The following is a 20040-nucleotide window of genomic DNA, read 5'->3' on the forward strand; positions in this document are numbered from 1 at the left end:
CTGGCGTACCCCGTCAGCCACGGCGATCGGCAGCGGTGGCTCAGGCCAGGTCGACGACGACCGGGGCGTGGTCGGACGGGGTCGGGCCCTTGCGGGCGTCGCGGTCCACGTAGGCCGCCCGGACCCGCCGGTTGACGGTGCCGCTGGCGTAGACAAGGTCGATCCGCATGCCCATGTTCTTCGGAAACATCCCGGCCCGGTAGTCCCAGTAGGTGTACGGGTGCGGGCCCTTCATCGGTTGTGGCACCACGTCGACCAGGCCGAGGGCGAGCAGGTCGGCCAGCGCGGCCCGTTCGGCCGGGGTGACGTGGGTGGATCCGGCGAACACCGTCGGGTCCCACACGTCCACGTCGGTGGGCGCGACGTTGAAGTCGCCGCAGACCAGCAGATCGGTGGCGGCCTCCGCAGCGAGCGCGCGGCGCAGCCCGGCCAGCCAGTCCAGCTTGTACGTGTAGTGCGCCGAGTCGGGGCTGCGCCCGTTCGGCACGTACACCGACCAGACCCGGACCCCGGCGCAGGTCGCCGCGACGGATCTGGCCTCCGGCAGCGGAAAGCCGGGCTCGGCGTCGAACCCGGTCCGTACGTCGTCGAGCCCGACCCGGGACAGCACCGCGACGCCGTTCCAGCGACCGTCACCGTGCGCCGCGACCTCGTAGTCGAGGTCACCGACCTCGGCGGCCGGAAACGCGGCCGCCGAGCACTTGGTCTCCTGAAGACACACGACGTCCGGGGCGGTGTCGGCCAGCCAGCCGAGTAGCCGGTTAAGCCGGGCCTTGACCGAGTTGACGTTCCAGGTGGCGATCCGCACCCGGCCAGCGTGCCACAACACCGGCCGGTTTCGCCGGACCGGGCAGGTCACCCGGGGGAGGGCCGCCTCTGAGCCGGTCAGCCGGGCAGGTCACCGGGCCGGGTCTGCTCGGCGAGGAAGCGCTCCAGCTCCGCGCCCAGCTCGTCGGCGGTCGGCAGCGGCCCGCTGGACTCGGCGAGCAGGTTGGTGCCGGACCGACCCCGGGTAAAGCTGTCGTACTGCTCCTCCAGCGCACTGACCAGGGAGCCGGCCTCTTCGGTCTGGGCGACCTGCCGGTCGATGTCCTCCCGGACCGCCTCGGCGGCGCTGTGCAGCTGCTCGGTGGGCAGCAGCAGACCAGTGGTCCGCGAGACGGAGTTGAGCAGTAGCTCGGCGGCGGCCGGGTACTCGGCCTGGGCCACGTAGTGCGGGACGTGCACGGCGAAGCCCACCGCGTCGTGGCCCTGCTGACCGAGGCGGTACTCCAGCAGGTGCCCGGCGCTGCCCGGCACCTGGACCCGCTGCAGCCAGGGTTCGTAGCCGCTGATCAGCTCGCGGCGGCTGGCGTGCGCGGTGACCCCGGTCGGCCGGGTGTGCGGCACCGCCATCGGGATGGCGTTCAGCCCGATCGTGGTGCCGACGTTGAACTGGCGGTTCACCGCGATCGCCGCAGCGGTGAACCGTTCCCACTGCAGGTCAGGCTCGGGGCCACCGAGCAGCAGGAACGGCGTGCCGGCGTCGTCACGCATCAGGTGGACTTCGAGCCGGGGCTCCTCGTAGTTCTCCCAGTGGTCCTCGACGAAGAGCATCACCGGCCGGCGGGACCGGTAGTCGAGCAGCTGGTCGATGTCGAAGGTGGCCACGACCTCGTGCTCGAGGGAGGCGAGCAGGTGCTCACGGGCGAGTCGGGTCGCGTTGCCGGCGTCGACGAAACCCGTCATCGCCTGGATCAGCACCGGCTGACCGAGCTCGGGCACCTCGTCGACGACGTCGTAGAGCTCGTGTGGGTCGAGCACCGGGCGCAACCTCCTCAGAACGGTACGGCGGGTACGGCATCTCCAATTGCGGCAACGCTAGTCCCATGCCGGCGCATTCCGCTTTCCGGGTCAACAATTACTGATCGGCTCCTGCCTGTCCGGGGGATGCCGCATCCGGCGGGACGGGTGATGCCCGCCGGCCGGACGGGGGAGTGGTGGGGTGGTGGCGGGAGGTAGTCGGTTAACAGGCGATAAATGCTGTAGTAAACAGTGAAGAGCGAAATTTCGTTTACCGGTGGTTTGCCCTGTGTGTTCAGTCGTGCCGATGCTGCTGAGGGGTCGTCCGATTACCCGACAAGTGAATGTGGCGCCCATCACAAAATCACCCTAGGTGATCGGGTTTCGGCCTGCCTAGCCTCGTCGAATGCCTGATGACGACACCACAAGGAGCGAGGACGCCACCCTGAGTCGCGATGACCGTTCGGCTGATGTCCCCTCGGACACCATGCCGACCGGTGCGACCCGGGCCATCGCCCGGTGGGAGCGCCTTCGCAACCGGCTGCCCGCCCTGTCGTATCCACACTCCGTCCGGCCAACCTCCCAATCGTTCGGAGCCACCCTGCGTAACCGTCCCGGTGCCCGGACGGCGCTGGCCGCCGCCGTCGTCTGCGCCCTCGGCGTGGTCGCGGCGGTCGAATCGACCGCTGCGGCGCCGGAGGCGACCGGGCCGGCTCCGGCCGCCGCCGAGGCCGACCTGCAGCGCCGGGCCGCCGCGGCCGACGGTGCCTCCCGGGCCCAGCGACCCGAGCCCGGCGACGGGGAACCGGCGGCTGCCGCGGCAGTCCAGGCCGCTGAGACCACCGAACCACCGGCCGACCCGGACGTCGCCGCGGTGGAGCCCACCGAGACCGCCGAGCCCGCCCCGGAGCCGACCTCGACCACCGTCGCCCCGGTCGCCGGGCTGTCCCAGGTGCAGATGGACAACGCCACGGCCATCGTCGACGCCGGCCTGGCGTTGCAGTTGCCGCGCCGGGCCATGGTGATCGCGGTGGCCACCGCGATGCAGGAGTCGACCCTGCTCAACCGGGCCAGCGAGGTGCTGCCGGAGTCCAAGAACTACCCGCACCAGGGCACCGGCTGGGACCATGACTCGGTCGGGCTGTTCCAGCAGCGCACCAGCACCGGCTGGGGTGCGGTGGCCGACCTGATGAACCCGACCTATTCGGCGACCCAGTTCTATCTCGCCCTGCAACGGGTGGCCGGCTGGGAACAGCTGCCGTTGACCGTCGCCGCCCAGGCGGTGCAGGTCTCGGCGTACCCGGGGCACTACGCCCAGCACGAGGCCGCTGCCGACGCCGTGGTCACCGCGGTGCTCGCGGCCCGCTGAGCACCGCCTGTCCCGTTCCGCCCGTCCCACGGACCGACCGGAACACCGGTCAAGCCCTTCGACCGCGTACGCCGCCAGCGGCCCTTGGTCACCCGGCCAGGCCGCTGGCGGCGTACGCCACCTCGGCCAGCAGGTTCTGTCCGTCGGTGTCCGGGTGGAAGTAGTCCAGCCGGTTCAGTTGGTCCACGGTGAACTGGGTGTCGTGTACCGCTCCGTCGTCGAACCGGCACCGGTCGCCGTACGCCCGGCAGGCCCCGGCCAGCTCGCGGTTGTACGCCGCGACCCGGTCGCGTACCGCCGCCCGGCGCTGTGTCGCGGCCTCGTCGGTCGCTGTGGCGTCGGCCAGCAGCGACGGACACACGCCACGGTCCCAGGCCCGCACCACCCGCTCCTCGCCGTGCCCGATCTCCCACAGCCGGTACAGGTCGGGGATGCTCAACACCAGGACCTTCGCCCGCGGCAGCCCGTCGCCCAGCACCCGTAGGGCTCGGTCGACGTCGTCACGGAACGCCGCCGCCGAGGTCATGTCCTGCGGCGTCGCCCGGCACGCGTCGTTCGCGCCGATCAGCACCGTCACGTACTGGGCCGAGACGTCCACCGCCGACGCGGCCTGGTCGGCCAGCGCCGCCGCCCGGGCCCCCGGCACCGAGAAGTCGTGCTCCTGCCCCTCCATAGCGGGATTGATCTCGGCGATCCGCTGGTACAGGCTCTCCACCCGGAAACCGTCGCCGGTGGACCACGAGTTGCGCCGGCAACTGGTCAGTACGATGCAGGAGCCGTACCCGGCGGTGATCGAGTCGCCGAGCGCCGCCATCGACGACGGCAGGTCGGTGCCAGGTGGCGGCGGTGCCGGCGTGCCCGGCCCGTCGCCGTCCTCGCCGGCTTCGCAGGCCAGCGCCACGAGGGCGCAGACAGCGGCGGCGCCGGCCACCCAACGTCGGTGCATCCGGACCTCCAGCGAGACGCAAAGCGACGGAAGGGTAACTATATGCGTCGGCGTGGATCTGGCGACACCCACCGGCCCCGGTCGGTTGACAGCTCCGCCAGAAAATCGGGCAGGGACCGCCGGGGCACCCACCCCTGGCCGTACGCCCGACCCAGCTCCAGCACCGTGCCGTACGCCAACTGCTCCACCGCGTACCTCGTCAGCCGGCCGGTACCCGGCACGCCCAGCCGGGCCGCGCCGCCGGCCAGCGCCGCCGCGCCCAGCGCCACTGGTACCGGCACCCGCAGCGGCCGCGCCGGCCGCCCGGCCGCCGCCAGCACCCCGGTGACCACGGCGTCGCGTGAGTACGGCGTCGCATCCGCCACGTTGTACGGTCCAGGTGGCCAGCACAGCGCCGCCAGGCAGGCGTCGGCCAGGTTCTCCACCGCCGTCAGGCTCATCGCCACGTCCGGACCGGGCAGCGGCACCCGACCCCGCCGGACCGCGGCCAGCAGCCGGGGCAGCAGGTGCGGGTCGCCGGCCCCGTAGACCGCCCGGGGCCGTAACACCACCGCGCCGGCCGCCAGCGCCAGCCGCTCACCGGCGGCCTTGGTCCGCCCGTACCCGGTGCGTTGGCCGTCGGTCGGGTGATCCTCCCGGATCGCGACGCCGTGCCGACCCGGCCGGTAGACGCTGGCGCTGCTCACCCAGACCACCGGCCGGTCGGCCGCCGCCCGCAGCAGGCGGGCCGTGCCCGCCACGTTCACCGCGTGGTACGCGGCCTGCGCCGCCGCGTCGGCCGGTGGATCCCCGACCGCCGCCGCCAGATGTACGACGGCGTCGATGCCCCGCAGTTCCGGCACCTCCCGGGCGGCGTCCCACGGCACGTGCCGGCCCACCGGGCCGGGTCGGCGGCCCACCGCCACCACCGCCGCGCCGGCCGTGGCGGCGGCCCGCGCCACCGCCGACCCGCAGAAGCCGCTGGCCCCGGTCACCGCGACCCGCAGCCCGGTCAACCGGGTGTTCACCGGGTCGCCCGGATCGTCAGCCGGGCCCAGCCCGGCAGCGCCGACCGCCGGTCCACCCGCGCCCCGGTCACCACCGGCCGGTACGGTGCCAGCGCGGCGAGCACGTCGTCGAGCTGGGCGTGGGCCAGCCGGGCACCGGGGCAGTGGTGCGGGCCGGTGCCGAACACCAGATGCCCGACCGCCGCCGGCACCGGCGCGGCCGGATCCGGGTGCGGCGCACCGGCCCGGGCCGCGTGCCGGGCGACCAGCAGCAGCCGGTCGCCGGCCCGCAGCGGCCGGGTGTCGGCCCGCAGCGGCCGGGTGTCAGCCAGTTCGGCGGCACCGGCCACCACCCGGGGCAGCACCGGGCTCGGCGCGGTCACCCGCAGCAGCTCCGCCACCAGCGCCGCCCGCGAATCGGCACGGTCCGCCGCCGGCCACAGCCGGTCGTCAGCGCACCAGGCGACCGCCCGGGGGATCGCCGCCACCGTCGTGTTGATCGAGGCGACGGCCAGCATGCCGCCCCGGGCCGCCTCGTCCGCCGGCCCGCCGAGCAGCCGGGTCAGCTCGGCGGCGGCCGACGCGGTGGCGGCGCGATCCCGGCGGGCCCGGCCCGGCCAGCGCAGCCCGGGCAGATGCCCCCGGGCGGCGAGCGCCGCAGCGGACCGGGCCGCATCGGTCAACGCGTGCGCCGGCACCGACACGTCCAGCATCGCGGCGGTGCTCGCCCCGGACAGCTCGACCACCAGGTCGACGACATCCACCTCGGCCCCGTCACCCAGCGGTGCCAGCCGCCGCCGCAGTACCTCCAACCAGACCGGCCGCAGCCGGGCGACCCCGTCGGCGCCGAACACCGACGCGGCACCCCGGCGGGTCTTTCGGTGCCCGGCGCCGTCCTGGTCGAACAGGAACCCGTCGCCGCCGGTGGCCCGGCGCGCCGCCCCGGCGGTGGTCCGCTCGGCCGAGCGGTCCACCGGGACCCGACGCAGCGCGTCGGCGAACGGCGCCGCGTCGTGCACCAGCACGATGCGGCCGATCCGGCGCACCGGCGCGCGTCGGGTCGCCGCCAACAGAGCGAACAGCACCGGATGGCTGCCCAGGTAGACCCGCCGGTCCCGGCGGCGGCCCCGCCGAGCCGGGCGCGGTTCACCCATCGCGGGCCACCCTTGTCGCCGCCCGCCGGTCCGGCTTTCGGGACCGCCCGGCCAGCGGGACCCGGGCGAACACCACCCGGTCCGGCCGGGCCGACCCCATCCGGTCCAGCACCGGCCGCAACGCGGCCCGCAGCCGGGCCCGGTCGGCACCCGGCTCCGGCTGCACCACTGCTACCAGCTGCTCGTCACCGTCGTCGGCGGGCACGCCGACCAGCACCGCCAGCGCCACCCCGGGTACGTGCAGAGCCGGCTCGTACAGCCCCGGGTAGATGTTCTCCGCCGCCCGCAGCACCATGTCCTTGCACCGGCCGGCGAGCACCAGCCGGTCGTCGTCGAGCCGGCCGACGTCGCCGGTGGCCACCTCGGCCATCGGCGGTTCGCCGAGGTACCGGTCCGCCTGCCCCGCACCGGACAGCCACACCTGCCCGGTGTCGTCGACCCGGGCGGCCACCCCCGGAAGCGGCCGGCCCACCAGGTCCCCGTCGGCGGCGTACCCGCGCTTGTCGGCCTCCTCCACGGCGGCGGCCGGGAACAGTTCGGTCAACGCGTACACCCCGTACGCCCGGTCCGCGCCCGCCCGGCGGACCCGGCCCAGCAGGGCGGCGCTGACCGGGGCCGAGCCGCTGAACACCTGCCCGGTCAGCCGGGGCGAGTGGTCGAGCACCGCGCGCAGCTGCGGCGGTGTCAGGTACGTCGCCTGCGGCCGCAGCCGGGTCAGCTGCCGGGCCAGCAGCGCCGGCGACCGGGCCGGCAACGCCACCGGCGCGCCGGCCGCCAACGCCGGCAGCAGCACAAAGAACGTGCCGCCCAGCACCGGCGCGTCGGGCTGCGGGTCGACCAGTCCGGTCACCGCCCGCATACCGGCGGCCAGCCCTGCCCGGGTGTGCACCACCGCCCGGGGCCGGCTGGTCGTCCCCGAGGTGAAGACGATCACCGCGTCACCGTCGCCGTCGAACGGCGTCGGCAGCGGGCCGACGCCCGCCGGCAGCGTCGGCGCGCAGCCCGGCAACCGGCGGCCGACCGTACGGACCGGGGCGATCCGCGTCAGGTCCGGCAACGCCAGGTGCGCGCGGCGGGCGAGCGGGCCGGCCCAACCGGCCACCGCCTGCGCTGCCGCGTCGGCCAGCACCAACGCCGGCTCGGCCACGGTGAGCCGGGCGGTGAGCACATCCGGGCCGGCCGTCGGGTCCAGCACCGCCACCCGCACGCCCAGGTGGTACGCGGCCAGCAGCACCGCCAGCGACCGCAGCCCCGGTCGTACCGCCAGACCGAGGGTGTCCCCGGCGGTGAGCCCGTGCCGGGCGAGCGCGGCGGTGTACCGGTCGGTGAGATCGGTCAGGTCGCCGGTGGTGGCGCGGATCCGGGACCGGCCGGTCAGCGCCGTGGCGGTCAACACCGCCGGTCGGTGCGGGTCGGCGCGCAGCACCGTGGCGAGGCGGTCCAGCATCAGCGGCGGCCCTTCATCAGTCGTGGCCCTTCATCCGGTGGCGGGTCCGGCAACGGTGGCGGTCCTTCCCGGTCGGCGGCGTCACCGCGGGTCCTCAGCCAACGGGCCGGCACCCCGGTCCAGGTACCAGGCGGCGGTGCGGCGCAGGCCGTACGCCCGCAGCCGCCGGGTCGAGTTCTCCACCACCATGTCCCGGCGGTGGACGATCGCCGACGTGGTGCGGCGTACCCGGTTTAGGAAGGCCCGGTCGGTCGGCGACGGCCGGCGCGGCATGCCGCCGCAGGCCTGGTACAGCTCGGCGGTGACCGCCATGTTGTTGCCGGCGTGCATCCGGTACGGCGCCAGGTAGCCGCCGGTGCGCCGGTGCGCCGGGCGCAGCCGCCCGAACGTCGCGGCGAGCAGCACCAGCGCCCGGAACCCGGCCCGGCCGAGTGGGCCGTGTTCGTCGCGCCGGGCCCGGATCGCTCCGCAGACCAGCCCGGCCCCGCCGGCCAGGCCGGCACGTGCCGCCGCCACCCAGCCGGGCTGCGGTAGACAGTCCGCGTCGGTACGGGCCAGCCATCGGGCACCGTGCGCGATGGCGTATCGGAAACCGGTGTCGACCGCGGCGCCGACGCCCTTGCCCGGCTCCCGCAGCAGTAGGACCGGAAACGGCGCGGCCGCGGCGAACCGTTCGACTACGGCGGCGGTGCCGTCGGTGGAGCCGTTGTCGACCACGACCAGGGTGAAGTCCCGGTCGGTCTGGTCAGCCAACGCGGCCAGCGTGGCACCGATTCGGGCCTGTTCCTGGTACGCCGGCACCACCACCCACAGCGGCCCGGCACCGGCTGCCGCCCGGGCGGCGGACGGCTGCTCGACCGCCCGGGTCACGGCTTCTCCCAGACCATGGTCATCACGCTGACCCCGCCACCGAGGCCGATCGCGAGCACCCGGTCGCCGCTGTCCAGCCCGGCGTCGACCCGGGCCAGCTGCACGCCGAGCGTGGCGCTGGCCAGGTTGCCCAGCTCGTCGACGGTGACCTCCAGCTTCTCCTTCGGCACCCCGGTGACCTCGATGAAGCGTTCCAGGTACGGCACGCTGACCTGGTGCACCAGGACGCGTTCGTAGTCGACCCAGTCCCAGCCGGTGCGCCGCCGCACCCGGTCCAGGATGTCGGTGCCGATCCGTTCGAAGACCGACCGCAGCGCGTGCCCGTCGCCGTGGAAGTAGGTGTGCTCGTCACCACGCGGGTGGCGGGACCCGCCACCGAGGATGCCACCGACCGACCAGTGCCCGGAGTGGGTCTCGGTGTCGATGTCGACGATCCCGCCGCGCCGGACCGACTCGACCAGCACCGCCGCCCCGCCGTCGCCGAACGTGTAGCCGGCGAACGACGACCGGGCTTGCGCCATGCTGTCCAGCCGGGGACGCATCACCCGGGTCGGTGTCTCGCCGGTGACGACCAGCGCCCGCCGCGCCCGTCCGGCGACGATCATCGAACGGGCCAGGTCGATGCCGTTGATGAAGCTGTTGCAGGCGTTGCTGACGTCGACCGCGTGCGCCGAGCCGCCCAGCTCGGCCTGGACGATGTGCGCGGTCGCCGGCTCGACCATGTCCCGGCTGGCCGAGGCGAACAGCAGCAGGTCGACGTCGTCGGGGGTGCGCCCGGCGGCGTCGAGCGCCCGCCGGGCGGCCCGCACCGCGAACGTCGAGGCGTACTCGTCGTCCGCAGCGACTCGACGCTGTCCGATCCCGGTCATCGTGGCGAACAGGCCGGGCGGCAGCGCGACGTCGCTGGCGGCGGCGACACGGTCCTGTAGGTCGGCGGTGGTGAGGGTACGGTCGGGCAGGCTGACGCCGACCCCGGTGATGCCGACCCGGGGGACGGGCCACTCCGGTGGCGACGGAACGTTCATTCGCTCAGCTTCCTGCCGGACCGGGCCGGTCCGGATGAGTAGGGATGCTCAGCCCGACCTGGTGGTGCGGGCCCGCGTCGGTGGCGAGGTTACGGCCCGGTGTCTGCCGGGTACAGCCCGGGGATGGCCACGAAGTCGCAGCCCAAGGGGGCCCGGGGTACCGTCGGTCACGCCTACAGCGCACTGAATCTGCGGCTGGCGATGGCCGGCTTCGGACTGGTCTTCTGCACCGTGCTCGGGGTGCTCGCCTGGCGGGCCGACCTGACCGCCGGCGCGGTCGTTCTGTGGGTGTTGGCCGTGATCGCCGTGGTCGACCTGGTCGTCGTCCAGCGTCGCCGCCGGGCCCGCCGGCGGGAGCAACCGGGCGTACGGCACTCGCTGTTCGAGTGACGCGGTGCTCGCGCCCCTCGCGTGACCCGGGGTCCCGCCGTTCGAGTGAGCGGAACTCGGTGGCCCCGCCCGACGTTGCCGGCTGGCGTGACCGCCATGTTCGGCACCGTCGGCGCTGTGCGACTCGCAGGTCTTCACCTGCCGGGCGCCGCCGTCGTGTGCGCGTGGCTGGCTGGTACCCGAGGCTGACCCTCCTCCCGCTGCGGCAGAACCACGGAGGTGGGTGAACCGGTCCTTCCGGCGCCGCCCGTCGACGGGTGCGCCGGGCGGCGTGGTTCTGACGCGGTCGGGCGGTCTGGCACCCGCCCGCGTTCGCCGTCCGCCAGCTCGTTCCCCCACCCTGGAAGATCATCATGGCCAAGAGTCAGTTCGTGCGGGCGAAGCCGCACCTCAACATCGGCACCATGGGCCACGTCGACCACGGCAAGACCACCCTGACCGCCGCGATCACCAAGGTTCTCGCCGACCGGGACCCGACGGCCAACCGGTTCGTGTCCTTCGACGGCATCGACCGGGCGCCGGAGGAGGTCTCGCGGGCATCACCATCAACATCTCGCACGTCGAGTGCGAGACCGCGACCCGGCACTACGCCCACGTGGACATGTCCGGCCACGCCGACTTCGTGAAGAACATGATCACGGGGGCGGCGCAGGTGGACGGGGCGATCCTGGTCGTCTCCCGGAACTGCTCGACCTGGTCGAGCTCGAGGTCCGCGACCTTGTCGCCGAGTACGGGTCCCCCGGTGAGCAGGTGCCGGTGGTGCGGGTGTCGGCGTTGCGGGCGCTGGAGGGGGACCCGCGCTGGGTAGACTCCATCGTGGAGCTGCTCGACGCGGTCGACCGGGGCACCCTGCGGCTCGGCGACCCGGTGGAGGTGGTCGGGCTCGGTCCGACCCTGTCGACCGTGGCGACCGGGCTGGAGACGTTCGGCAAATCGCTGGACGTCGCCGAGGCCGGCGACAACGCCGCCTTACTGCTGCGTGGGGTCAAGCGCGACCAGGTGCAGCGGGGCCAGGTGGTGGCGGTGCCCGGCAGCATCACCCGGCACCAACGGTTCCGGGCCCGGCTGTACGTCCTGACCACCGCTGAGGGGGGCCGGCGTACGTCGTTCTCCGCGAACTACCGGCCGCAGTTCTACTTCCGTACTACGGACGTGGTCGGGTCGGTGAGCCTGGGCGACCGGACGATGGCCATGCCGGGTGACACGTCGAGGTGACGGTGGAGTGGGGGAGGCCGGTCGCGATGGACGTCGGGCTCGGCTTCGCCGTCCGGGAGGGCGGCCGTACGGTGGCCGCCGGCACGGTGGCCGAGCCCCTCGACTGAGACCCGGGTACGGCCCTCCGGCCCGGCCGGAAAGCCGTACCCAGTGGACGGCGACCGGGATCGCCTTCTGCTCACAGCAGATCTCCTGTCAGCAGAAGGGGCAGCGGTCCGGTCCGTCGCCGGTCGATGCTGGTAGCCATCATCACCGTGATCGAGAGGGCGTCACTGATGCGACACACCAGGCCCGCGATGGCTGCGGACGGCGCGACCACCGGGTTCGGCGACCAGGTCTTCCAACAGCTGCTCAAGGAGCGGGTGATCTTTCTCGGCACCCAGGTCGACGACACCTCGGCCAACACGATCTGTGCGCAGATGCTGCTGCTGGCGGCCGAGGACAGCGAGCGCGACATCTTCCTCTACATCAATTCACCGGGCGGCGTGATCAGCGCCGGCATGGCCGTCTACGACACGATGCACTACATCGGAAACGACGTGGCGACCGTCGGCCTCGGTCTCGCCGGGTCGATGGGCCAGTTCCTGCTCTGCGCCGGTGCGCCCGGCAAGCGGTACGCCCTACCGCACACCCGGATCATGATGCACCAGCTGTCCGGCGGGATGGGCGGCACCGCCGCCGATATCGCCATCCAGGCCGAGAACATGCTGTACATCAAGCGGACGACGATCGAGCGGATTGCGTCCCATACCGGACGCACTCGCGAGGAGATCGAGCGGGACTCCGACCGCGACCGGTGGTTCACCGCCGAGCAGGCCCGCGAGTACGGCATCATCGACCAGGTCATCGCCACCACGGCACAGCTGTCCACCGGTGGCGTCCCCAGCTGACCGGGCGAGCCTGGACGGAGACTTTCGATGCTGCTGCGACAGGTCATCGGGCGGGTGTTGCGTCGGCTCCGGCAGGACCAGGGCCGTACTCTGCAGGACGTCGCCCGAGCAGCCGGGCTGTCCACGGCGTACCTGTCGGAGCTGGAACGCGGACGCAAGGAACCGTCCTCGGAGATGTTGGCATCGATCTGCCGGGCGCTCGGTGTCGCGCTGGAGGAGCTGTTGGCGCAGGCGACGCAGGAGCTGACCCGCAGCCGTCCGATGGCTACCGTCCGCTGGCGACGGTTCGTCCGGCCCTCGGGCGGCCCTGCGTCGGCGACCCGAAGGCGACGGGGCCGGGCGGGTCCGTCCGTCGGCCGTCCCGGCGAGCGGCGGGCCAGCCGACTGGTGGCCGGCCCGCCGCTCGCGGCGCAGCAGCGGGCCAGCCACCAGCACAGGTTCAGGAGCAGGCCACTCCGTTGACGGTGATCAACTCTGGTGCCGGGTTGGCCCCGCCGGCGGTGGTGACGTTCAGCCCGAACATTGCCGTCTCGCCGGGCTCCAGCCGGCCGTTGTAGGTCTCGTTGTGGGCCGTCACCGTCGCCCCGGTCTGGCTGACCTCGGCCATCCACGCCTCCCGGAGCCGCTGGTCACCGGTGAACGCGAAGCGGACCGTCCAGCCGTCGACCGTGGCGTCCCCGGTGTTGGTGATGTCGACCTGGGCGGTGAAGCCTCCGCCGCCGGCCCACTCACCGTAGTTGACGTACTCGGCCCGGCAGCTCAACGGCGCCGGTGCGGGCACCGCGTCACCCTGGTCGGCCAGGAAGGAGGCGATCCAGCTCAACGCCGAGTTCCAGTTGATCGCCACTTCGTTGGTCGCGTACGACTCGATGTCGTCGACGTAGCAGAACATCGGGGCGCAGCCTTCCAGCAGGTCCCGGGCGAACGGGTCGTCCAGGCTGGCGTTGGCGCCGCCGGCGATCGATCCGGCCGGTGGAGTCGGCAGGTCCGGGTCGAGTTGGTTGCCGAAGATGCGGCTGTGCTGGTTGCGCGGGTACACCGAACCCCAGCCGGTGACGTAGGAGTGGTTCAGCGCGTTGCGGCCGAAAATGTAGTCCATCGCTTGCACGGCACCGTCGCGGTACCCGCTGTCCCCGGTCATGTCGTACGCCGTGGCGAGCACCACCGCGTTGTTGATGATGTTGCTGTTGGCACCCCAGAAGTAGGCGCCCAGGTTGCCCGGCATCGGCAACCCGTACGCCTGACCGTCCAAGGTGGCGAGGTAGGAGTCAGCCGCGGCCACCACCGAGGCGCGGATCCGGTCCCGTTCCTGCGGGGCGAGCCCGTTCGGCACGGTGGCCAGGTCGAGCCGGCCGAGCGCGGCGGTGGAGCCCCAGCCGAAGCCGGTCGCGTCGAAGACGTCCCGGGTGTGGTGCGGCGAGGCGGTGACGTCGTCGAGGTAGCTCTGCTCGCCGGTGGTCAGGTACATCTCGGCCGCCGCCCAGTAGAACTCGTCGCTGACGTCACCGTCGCTGTATGCGCCGCCGCCGTTGCCGTCGGCCGGATCGGCGAGCCGGTCCGGGTTGGCCTCGGCCGCCGCGTACGCCGTCGTCGCCGCCGTCTGACACTGGTCAGCGAACGCGGTGTCGTACGGGGCGTACAGTCGGGCGCACTGAGCGGTGACAGCCGCCAGGTTCAGCGTGGCCGCGGTCGATGGTGGATGCAGCTCCCGCAGCTCCGGGTCGTCCTCCGGCTGCAGCGGCAGGCCTGTCCAGTTCCGGTCGTGGATCTTGTGGTGGGCCATTCCAGCGAGCGGTTTACCGGTCGGCACCTGCATCCGCATCAGGAACTCCAGCTCCCAGCGGGCCTCGTCGAGGATGTCCGGCACGCCGTTGTCCCGCTCGGGCACCCGCAAGGTGCCGTCGCCGAGTCCGGCCCCGCCGTCGGCGCTGGGCGCGGTCTTGGTCCGCTCGAACGCGCTGAGCAGCTGGTAGGTGGCGATGCCACCGTTGACCACGTACTTGCCGTGGTCGCCGGCGTCGTACCAGCCGCCGCGCACGTCGAGCCGGTAGTCGCAGACACCGGGCTGGCACGGCACGTCGATGTCGCCCTGGTTGGGGGCGACGCCGACGTGGCCGGCCGGGCGGGCGTACTCCTCGCCGACCAGGTCGCCGTCGATCGCGATGCCGCTGCGCTGGATGTAGAAGAACTGCAGCGCGTCGGAGCGCAGTTGCTGGTAGATGTCGCCGGAGATGGCGAACGGGTAGCTGGTCTCGCCGTCGGTGACCAGGGTGAACCCGGTGCCGGTGCCCCGGTACGCGGAGAAGTCGATGGTGTGCGTCTGCTCGCCGGAGGCACTGTCCAACCCGCGTACGGTGCTGGTGCCGCTGGCGACGACGGCCCCGTCGGCGTCGTGCAGCTGCCAGTCGAGCGGCTCGGTGGCGTCGGTGACGACGGTGGCGTTCTTGGGCCCGCCGGGCAGGTAACCGACCTGGTTGACCCGCACCCGCGGGCCGGTGTCCGGCACGTACGGCGGCTCCTCCTCGCCGCCGCGCAGCGAGACGTCGTCCAGGCAGAAGGTGTACTCGTCGGCGTTGCCACCGACCTGGAAGGCGAGCTGGGCCCGTTCGGTGTCCTCGCTGGCGACGAAGGTCGCCTCGACCCGCGACGGTTCGGCGGTCAGTGCCAGGTCGCGGCCGAAGTAGCCGGTGTACGGGTCGGCGCCGAGCTGGACAACCGCCCGTACGGCGGCGGCCGGTCCGGCGGACGCGGTGAAGCCGATGGTGTACTCCTCGCCGGCGATCAGCGGCAGGCTCTCTTGCAGGATGCCGGCGTCCCACGGATTGGCCAGCCCGGTCGGGACGGTGGCGCAGAGCTGTCCGTCGACCACCCCGGTGCTGCTGGTGCCGTAGCTGATCCAGCCGTCGGTGCCGTTGCTGAAGTCGCCGTTGGTGATCTGCTCCGGCCCCCCGGGCGGAGGACCGGCGCTGTCGTCGCTGACCAGCGACACGTCGTCCAGGCACAGGATGTAGTCGGCGGCACCGCCGCCGAGTTGGAAGGTGAGGGTGCCGTCGGGTGAGTCGAGGTTCGCGGTGAACTCGTAGGTGACTGTCTCGCCGTCCGGCCCGAGGTCCAGCTCGCGGCTGAGTACGGTGGTGTAGGGCTCCGCGTTGAGCTGGACGTTCGCCCGTACGGTCGCGGGGACGTCGCTGGCGGCTGTGAAGGCCAGGCGGTACGCGGCACCGTCGATGAGTTCGATGCCGTTGTGTCCGATGCTGGCGTCCCACGGGTTGGTGGTGCCGCCGGGCACGCTGGCGCACAGTTGGCCGTCAGTGGCGGCCAGGGCGACGTTCTCGGTGCCCCACCAGGGGGCTGTTCCGTCGTCGAAGGTGCCGTTGACGATATGTTCGCGTTCCTCGGCGTATGCCGTCGTCACGGTCAGGGTGGTCAACGCCAGGACGCTGGCACTGGTGCCGGCGAGTAGCGCGACCGTCCGGCGTCGTCTGGATCGGGTCACGGGGTTCCTTCCGCGCGTGGGTCGGACTGCCCGGGTCGGGGGGGGCCGAGGACCGGACCTGACGTCGGTCCTCCCCGGGCCGCGCCGGAGGGCAGGGTTGGGAGCGCTCCCATTGATCTAAGACGATGTTGCCAGGGCGTTACCGGAGTGTCAATCACGTCATGCGCGGCGGGCCGTGCGACCGGCGCCCGACGTCTGCTTTGTGGCGCTTCACGGCTTATGTCCGTTATCTTGCCGCAATTCTCCATAATCTTTAGCATCTGCATGCTGATCTACTAGAGACATTTCTGCCCTGTTCCTGGCAGGCTGCCAGCCATGACCCTGAAGCTGCGTTCCGCGGCGGTGACCGACCGCGGCCTGATCCGGAGCGGGAACCAGGACTCCGTGCACGCTGGCGACTGGCTCGTCGCCGTCGCCGACGGCATGGGTGGGATGGCCGCCGGGGATCTGGCGAGCAAGATCGCGGTCGAGGCGATCGCACCGCTCGATGCGGCCGTCGCGGACGATGAACTGGTACCGAGGCTGCAGGCGGCGGTCGAGACCGCCAGCGCCGGGATTCGTCAGGCGATAGCCGAGGATCCGGCGCGGGAGGGGATGGGAACGACGCTGACCGCCCTGCTCTTCGCCAGGTCCGGCGCGGCGATCGCCCTGGCCCACATCGGCGACTCGCGGGCGTACCTGCTGCGGGGCGGCGCGCTGGAGCAGGTCACCCGGGACGATACGTTCGTGCAGATGCTGGTTGACGAGGGCGTCATCACTGCGGAGCAGGCCGCCAGCCATCCGCGTCGGGCGGTAGTCACCCAGGCGCTGCAGGGGGAGAACGTCAACCCCGCCTACCAGGTCTTCGAGCCGCAGACCGGCGACCGTTGGCTGCTGTGCAGCGACGGGCTGTCGAACGTGGTACAGGCGGAGAGCATCGCCGAGGTCCTGGCCACCTACGCGGACCCGCAGGCGGGCGCGCAACGGCTGGTCGACCTGGCGATTCGGGCCGGTGGTCCGGACAACATCACCGTGGTCATCGGCGACATCACCGAGGTCACCGGCGACATCGCCGGGTAACGGGGCCGAGCCGCCGGCGGCGGCCGGCCCGGGAGGTCGGGGCCGGCCACAGCCGGTGGGAAAGCCTGCAGCGTGGGTCGCGACCGGCGGCCGGGCAACGGCCCGATCCACCGATCGGCCCGATCAGTACGTCGACTGCAACTGTCCGCGGAGCTTGGTCAATGCCCTGGCGAGCAACCGCGACACGTGCATCTGGGACACGCCGATCTGATCGGCGATCTGTGACTGGGTCAGGTTGCCGTAGAAGCGCAGGGTGAGGATGCGCTGCTCGCGTTCGTCGAGGGTGGCCAGCGCTGGGCCGAGCGCGACCCGCAGCTCCGCCAGCTCGTACTCGCGGTCCTCGGCGCCGAGCATGTCGGCCAACTCGGTGGCGCGCTCGCCGTCGCCGGTCGGCGTGGACAGCGACACCGCGTTGTACGCGCGGGCACCCTCCAGGCCTTCGAGCACCTCCTCCTCGGTGATCCGCAGGTGTGCGGCGATGTCGGCGACCGTCGGCGACCGGCCCAGCGTCTGCAGCAGGGTGCTGTTCGCCTCCGAGATGCTCAGCCGTAGCTCCTGCAGCCGGCGGGGTACCCGGATGTCCCAGGTCCGGTCCCGGAAGTGCCGCTTCAGCTCACCGATGATCGTCGGGATCGCGTAGCCGGCGAAGTCGACGCCGCGCGTGGGGTCGAACTTGTCGATGGCCTTGATCAGGCCGACGGCCGCGGTCTGCGCGAGGTCGTCGGTCGGCTCACCCCGGCCGCTGTAACGCTGGGCGAGGTGCTGGGCCAGCGGGAGCCACGCCTCGATGGCCCGGTCGCGCAGTGCCTCCCGGGATGGGTGCCCGGTCGGCAGCGCCGCCATCGCGGCCAGCAGCTCGGTTGCGCTGTCCTCTGGCGCGGTCGTCCGCTTGTCCAGTGTGGCCGGCGTGGTCACCGCCCGGTCCACTGTCCTGGGCCGGTCCACTGTATTCGGTTCGGCTACTGTCGTCGGCTCGGTCACCGTGCGGTGTCCGGTCAGTGTCGCGGTCATGGTGGTCCTCCCTGCACCTCGTCCGCGGATATGGAAAGTGGTGCGTCTTGATGTGTCCGCTAGGGTCTTTCGGCCTCCAACATTAACCTGGTCGGTCAATCAAAAGCTAGCCGAAAGTACGATGTATTTATCGCCCATGATAGATCAAATCGGACATCTTTTCGCGCGTGAGCACCGTTTCCTGCCGTCGGTTACCCCGTCCGCGGGCAATGAAGCGTCACCAGCGCCTCATGATCGTCGACCGGTAGGTCGCCCGGGGCGACCGCCGTGCGTCGGGCATTCGCTGGTGTGCCGATGGCCGAGCTCAACCCGTTCCTGCATCTGGACCAGATGGGTGAGGTGGAGTACGCGCACGGCCTCCAGCTGTGGGTCGACCTGCCCAGGCCGAAGAAGTTCGCATCGCCCCGCTACCAGGGCATCCGAGGCGACCAGGTCGCCCTGCGCGCCACTGCGGACGGCGGAGCACTGATCCGGGTGATCTCCGGCTCGGTCGCCGGGCTCGACGGCCCCGGCTCCGCCCACACCCCGATCACCATCAGCCACTTGACGGTACAGCCGGGGCGCAGGTGGACCTGCCCGGGCGGGCCGACTTCGACGCTCTTGCGTACGTCCTGGGCGGCCGGGGGTCCGTCGGCCGCAGCTGCGGCCCGTGCGCACCGGCCAACTGGCTGTCCACGGGCCGGGCGACACGCTGCGGATCGCAGCCGACGCCCGGCAGGACAGCCGCGCACCGCAGCTCGACGTGTACGGCATCGGCGGTCGGCCGATTCGGGAACTCATCGCCCGGTACGGGCCGTTCGTGACGAACATCCGGGCGGAGCTGCTCGCCGCGTTGAGCCTCGCCGACGTGCTGCCGGCGGGCACGGCGGGTCAGGAGACCAGGAACACCCCGAGCACCCCCAGCACCACCATCACCAGGACCGCGAGGAGCAGTCCTTGTTCACTCTGGATGGTCTGGTCGGAGTAGGGTCGCTGGGGATCCGGGGTGACGATTTCGGTGCTCATCGTGCCTCCTCAGCCTGCTGCCCTGGCATCTTGACAATGACGGTAGGCAGCAGGTCTCGTCCGTGAATCCCGGAGCCGTGCCACCTACGGGTGTCGCCGCAGCAACCGGGTACCCGGTCCGCCCCACCCAAACACCGTCCCGGGAAGAACAAAGTGATGGGTGCCGGAGGCGCGGGGCAGGTAATGGGCGCCGCAGCGCGGCGGGGCGGGACAGCACCCAGGATGCTGTCCCGCCCCGCCGCTCGTGATCTCCCTGCTGGGGCCGTCCTCGTCAACGGGATTGGTGTCCGGCCGGCTGGCTCGACTCCCGTAGCACCTGGTGGGCCCGGTCGGCGTATTCGGCGTCGACCGTCACACCGTACTGGCTGGCCTGTAGCAGGCTGCGGGAGGAGAAGTCCCGCCGGCCACCGGTCATGGCGTGCGCTACCGCACCGAACACGGCACCCCAGACCGCACCGATCACCACGGCGGTGACGATGATGCCCAGCCAGTTCACCACCGCGAAAATGCCGATCAGCAGGCCGATGAACAGCCCGAACCAGGCACCGGTTCCCGCGCCGGCCAACGCCGCCCGGCCGGTGGTGAGTCGGCCGGTGACCTCCTCCACCAGCCGGAGATTGGTGCCGACGATGGCGGTGCGTTCCACCGGGAACCGGTTGTCCGACAGCCGGTCGACGGCGCGCTGCGCGGAGGCGTAGTCCGGATAGCGGGCGACGGTTACGCTGGTCCGCGCGGGACTGCCGTCCTGCGGCGCGGCGCCGGGCGCGGTGGCTGGTCCGGCTGGTCCGGCCGGCAGGTTGCTGGCTGGGAAGTTGGCGGTGTCGCCGAACATGCCCGGCGACGGATTATCCGTACGCGTCGTGGATCTGGTCATCAGAGTCCTTCCGTGGATACTCCGGCCTTCAGACCGGGGAGGAAACGGAACCCCCGCGGAGCGGGACAGGGAAAGTCGATCCGCCGCCGAGGTGGATCGGCGTCCACCGCACACCAACCCCACGGCTGAGGACCGAATCGCTAGATTGTCGACTGTGTCCAGGACCGTGAAGCGGGCGTTCAGGTACCGCTTCCACCCCACCCCGGAGCAGACGGCCGAGCTCGCCCGGACGTTCGGTTGTGTCCGGCTGGTCTACAACATGGCGCTGGCCGCCCGCACCGAGGCGTGGACGCAACGCCGGGAACGGATCACCTACAACGCCACGTCGGCGATGCTGACCGGGTGGAAGAAGACCGACGACCTGGCGTTCCTCAACGACGTCTCCTGCGTCCCTCTGCAGCAGGCGCTGCGGCACCTGCGGACCGCGTTCACCAACTTCTGGGCGAGACGGGCCCGGTATTTGCCGCAGGGCGCGGCGCCGTCGACGGTGACCGTGTCGCAGGACGCGGCGGGCCGCTGGT

Annotated in this window: 18 protein-coding genes and 1 pseudogene; 8 read left to right on the forward strand and 11 right to left on the reverse strand. The window is 72.2% G+C overall.

The window, feature by feature from the left end; translation table 11 throughout:
* Positions 1–40 precede the first annotated feature (40 nt).
* Entirely contained in the window at positions 41–808 is a 768-nt protein-coding gene (locus tag ACFHW1_RS23680) for an exodeoxyribonuclease III (protein ID WP_416556704.1), read from the reverse strand.
* Positions 809–885: 77 nt separating this feature from the next.
* Positions 886–1803, reverse strand: coding sequence for a proteasome assembly chaperone family protein (locus ACFHW1_RS23685; RefSeq protein ID WP_416556703.1), 918 nt, complete (start codon positions 1801–1803; stop codon positions 886–888).
* A gap of 385 nt (positions 1804–2188) precedes the next feature.
* Between ACFHW1_RS23685 and ACFHW1_RS23690 the strand changes: the two genes are divergently transcribed.
* Positions 2189–3151: a hypothetical protein gene (locus tag ACFHW1_RS23690; protein ID WP_416568901.1), complete on the forward strand. Its 963-nt coding sequence runs from the start codon at positions 2189–2191 to the stop codon at positions 3149–3151.
* An 88-nt stretch (positions 3152–3239) separates the two neighbouring features.
* Here ACFHW1_RS23690 and ACFHW1_RS23695 read toward each other — a convergent pair whose 3' ends face one another.
* From ACFHW1_RS23695 to ACFHW1_RS23720, 6 genes are all read right to left on the reverse strand, one after another.
* A complete protein-coding gene (locus ACFHW1_RS23695) occupies positions 3240–4097 on the reverse strand; it encodes a GDSL-type esterase/lipase family protein (protein ID WP_416556701.1) in 858 nt (285 codons plus the stop codon).
* A gap of 38 nt (positions 4098–4135) precedes the next feature.
* Positions 4136–5104 (reverse strand): NAD-dependent epimerase/dehydratase family protein, encoded by a 969-nt coding sequence (locus ACFHW1_RS23700; RefSeq protein WP_416556700.1) that lies wholly within the window; start codon positions 5102–5104, stop codon positions 4136–4138.
* Positions 5101–6237, reverse strand: a complete 1137-nt coding sequence (locus ACFHW1_RS23705; protein ID WP_416616110.1) for a cytochrome P450 — start codon at positions 6235–6237, stop codon at positions 5101–5103. The genes ACFHW1_RS23700 and ACFHW1_RS23705 overlap by 4 nt, the downstream gene beginning before the upstream one ends.
* Positions 6230–7684: a class I adenylate-forming enzyme family protein gene (locus ACFHW1_RS23710; RefSeq protein ID WP_416556698.1), complete on the reverse strand. Its 1455-nt coding sequence runs from the start codon at positions 7682–7684 to the stop codon at positions 6230–6232. The genes ACFHW1_RS23705 and ACFHW1_RS23710 overlap by 8 nt, the downstream gene beginning before the upstream one ends.
* 81 nt (positions 7685–7765) lie before the next feature.
* Positions 7766–8554, reverse strand: coding sequence for a glycosyltransferase (locus tag ACFHW1_RS23715; RefSeq protein ID WP_416556697.1), 789 nt, complete (start codon positions 8552–8554; stop codon positions 7766–7768).
* Positions 8551–9579, reverse strand: coding sequence for a 3-oxoacyl-ACP synthase III family protein (locus tag ACFHW1_RS23720; protein ID WP_416556696.1), 1029 nt, complete (start codon positions 9577–9579; stop codon positions 8551–8553). Before ACFHW1_RS23720 ends, ACFHW1_RS23715 begins: the two co-directional genes overlap by 4 nt.
* Before the next feature lie 123 nt (positions 9580–9702).
* Here ACFHW1_RS23720 and ACFHW1_RS23725 point away from each other — a divergent pair, with 123 nt between their 5' ends.
* From ACFHW1_RS23725 to ACFHW1_RS23740, 4 genes and pseudogenes are all read left to right on the forward strand, one after another.
* Positions 9703–9969 carry a DUF6343 family protein gene (locus ACFHW1_RS23725; RefSeq protein ID WP_416556695.1) on the forward strand — a complete coding sequence of 89 codons (267 nt, stop codon included), beginning with the start codon at positions 9703–9705 and terminating at the stop codon, positions 9967–9969.
* Positions 9970–10322: 353 nt separating this feature from the next.
* A pseudogene (locus ACFHW1_RS23730) lies at positions 10323–11291 on the forward strand (GTP-binding protein).
* A 168-nt stretch (positions 11292–11459) separates the two neighbouring features.
* On the forward strand, positions 11460–12074 hold the full coding sequence (locus ACFHW1_RS23735) for an ATP-dependent Clp protease proteolytic subunit (RefSeq protein ID WP_416556693.1): 615 nt from the start codon (positions 11460–11462) through the stop codon (positions 12072–12074).
* A 27-nt stretch (positions 12075–12101) separates the two neighbouring features.
* Entirely contained in the window at positions 12102–12536 is a 435-nt protein-coding gene (locus tag ACFHW1_RS23740; protein ID WP_416556692.1) for a helix-turn-helix domain-containing protein, read from the forward strand.
* Here ACFHW1_RS23740 and ACFHW1_RS23745 read toward each other — a convergent pair.
* Positions 12514–15570, reverse strand: a complete 3057-nt coding sequence (locus tag ACFHW1_RS23745; protein WP_416616112.1) for a glycoside hydrolase family 9 protein — start codon at positions 15568–15570, stop codon at positions 12514–12516. The genes ACFHW1_RS23740 and ACFHW1_RS23745 overlap by 23 nt on opposite strands.
* Positions 15571–15885: 315 nt before the next feature.
* On the opposite strand from ACFHW1_RS23745, the gene ACFHW1_RS23750 reads away from it, so the two are divergent.
* The gene (locus ACFHW1_RS23750) at positions 15886–16629 is read left to right on the forward strand and encodes a PP2C family protein-serine/threonine phosphatase (protein ID WP_416556690.1); all 744 of its coding nucleotides are present in this window, start codon (positions 15886–15888) and stop codon (positions 16627–16629) included.
* Between the two features lie 123 nt (positions 16630–16752).
* Here the strand turns inward: ACFHW1_RS23750 and ACFHW1_RS23755 are convergent, their stop codons facing one another.
* Complete coding sequence (locus ACFHW1_RS23755) at positions 16753–17472, reverse strand: SigB/SigF/SigG family RNA polymerase sigma factor (RefSeq protein WP_416556744.1); 720 nt, start codon at positions 17470–17472, stop codon at positions 16753–16755.
* 817 nt (positions 17473–18289) lie between these two features.
* Between ACFHW1_RS23755 and ACFHW1_RS23760 the strand changes: the two genes are divergently transcribed.
* Complete coding sequence (locus ACFHW1_RS23760; protein WP_416616114.1) at positions 18290–18607, forward strand: hypothetical protein; 318 nt, start codon at positions 18290–18292, stop codon at positions 18605–18607.
* 309 nt (positions 18608–18916) lie between these two features.
* On the opposite strand, the gene ACFHW1_RS23765 is transcribed toward ACFHW1_RS23760, so the two are convergent.
* On the reverse strand, positions 18917–19519 hold the full coding sequence (locus tag ACFHW1_RS23765; RefSeq protein WP_416616116.1) for a general stress protein: 603 nt from the start codon (positions 19517–19519) through the stop codon (positions 18917–18919).
* 154 nt (positions 19520–19673) lie between these two features.
* Between ACFHW1_RS23765 and ACFHW1_RS23770 the strand changes: the two genes are divergently transcribed.
* Positions 19674–20040 (forward strand): helix-turn-helix domain-containing protein (locus tag ACFHW1_RS23770; RefSeq protein ID WP_416568907.1); only part of this gene is annotated, 367 nt, incomplete at its 3' end.

The organism is Micromonospora sp. LOL_014, from assembly GCF_048060245.1.
Lineage (GTDB): Bacteria > Actinomycetota > Actinomycetes > Mycobacteriales > Micromonosporaceae > Micromonospora_E.

Excerpts from the sequence above, each read along its gene's own strand:
- ACFHW1_RS23755 (WP_416556744.1), bottom strand. The coding sequence starts at position 17,472 with ATGGCGGCGCTGCCGACCGGGCACCCATCCCGGGAGGCACTGCGCGAC.
- ACFHW1_RS23750 (WP_416556690.1), top strand. The coding sequence starts at position 15,886 with ATGACCCTGAAGCTGCGTTCCGCGGCGGTGACCGACCGCGGCCTGATC.
- ACFHW1_RS23710 (WP_416556698.1), bottom strand. The coding sequence starts at position 7,684 with ATGCTGGACCGCCTCGCCACGGTGCTGCGCGCCGACCCGCACCGACCG.
- ACFHW1_RS23720 (WP_416556696.1), bottom strand. The coding sequence starts at position 9,579 with ATGAACGTTCCGTCGCCACCGGAGTGGCCCGTCCCCCGGGTCGGCATC.
- ACFHW1_RS23705 (WP_416616110.1), bottom strand. The coding sequence starts at position 6,237 with ATGGGTGAACCGCGCCCGGCTCGGCGGGGCCGCCGCCGGGACCGGCGG.
- ACFHW1_RS23695 (WP_416556701.1), bottom strand. The coding sequence starts at position 4,097 with ATGCACCGACGTTGGGTGGCCGGCGCCGCCGCTGTCTGCGCCCTCGTG.
- ACFHW1_RS23765 (WP_416616116.1), bottom strand. The coding sequence starts at position 19,519 with ATGACCAGATCCACGACGCGTACGGATAATCCGTCGCCGGGCATGTTC.
- ACFHW1_RS23740 (WP_416556692.1), top strand. The coding sequence starts at position 12,102 with ATGCTGCTGCGACAGGTCATCGGGCGGGTGTTGCGTCGGCTCCGGCAG.
- ACFHW1_RS23735 (WP_416556693.1), top strand. The coding sequence starts at position 11,460 with ATGCGACACACCAGGCCCGCGATGGCTGCGGACGGCGCGACCACCGGG.
- ACFHW1_RS23725 (WP_416556695.1), top strand. The coding sequence starts at position 9,703 with ATGGCCACGAAGTCGCAGCCCAAGGGGGCCCGGGGTACCGTCGGTCAC.
- ACFHW1_RS23690 (WP_416568901.1), top strand. The coding sequence starts at position 2,189 with ATGCCTGATGACGACACCACAAGGAGCGAGGACGCCACCCTGAGTCGC.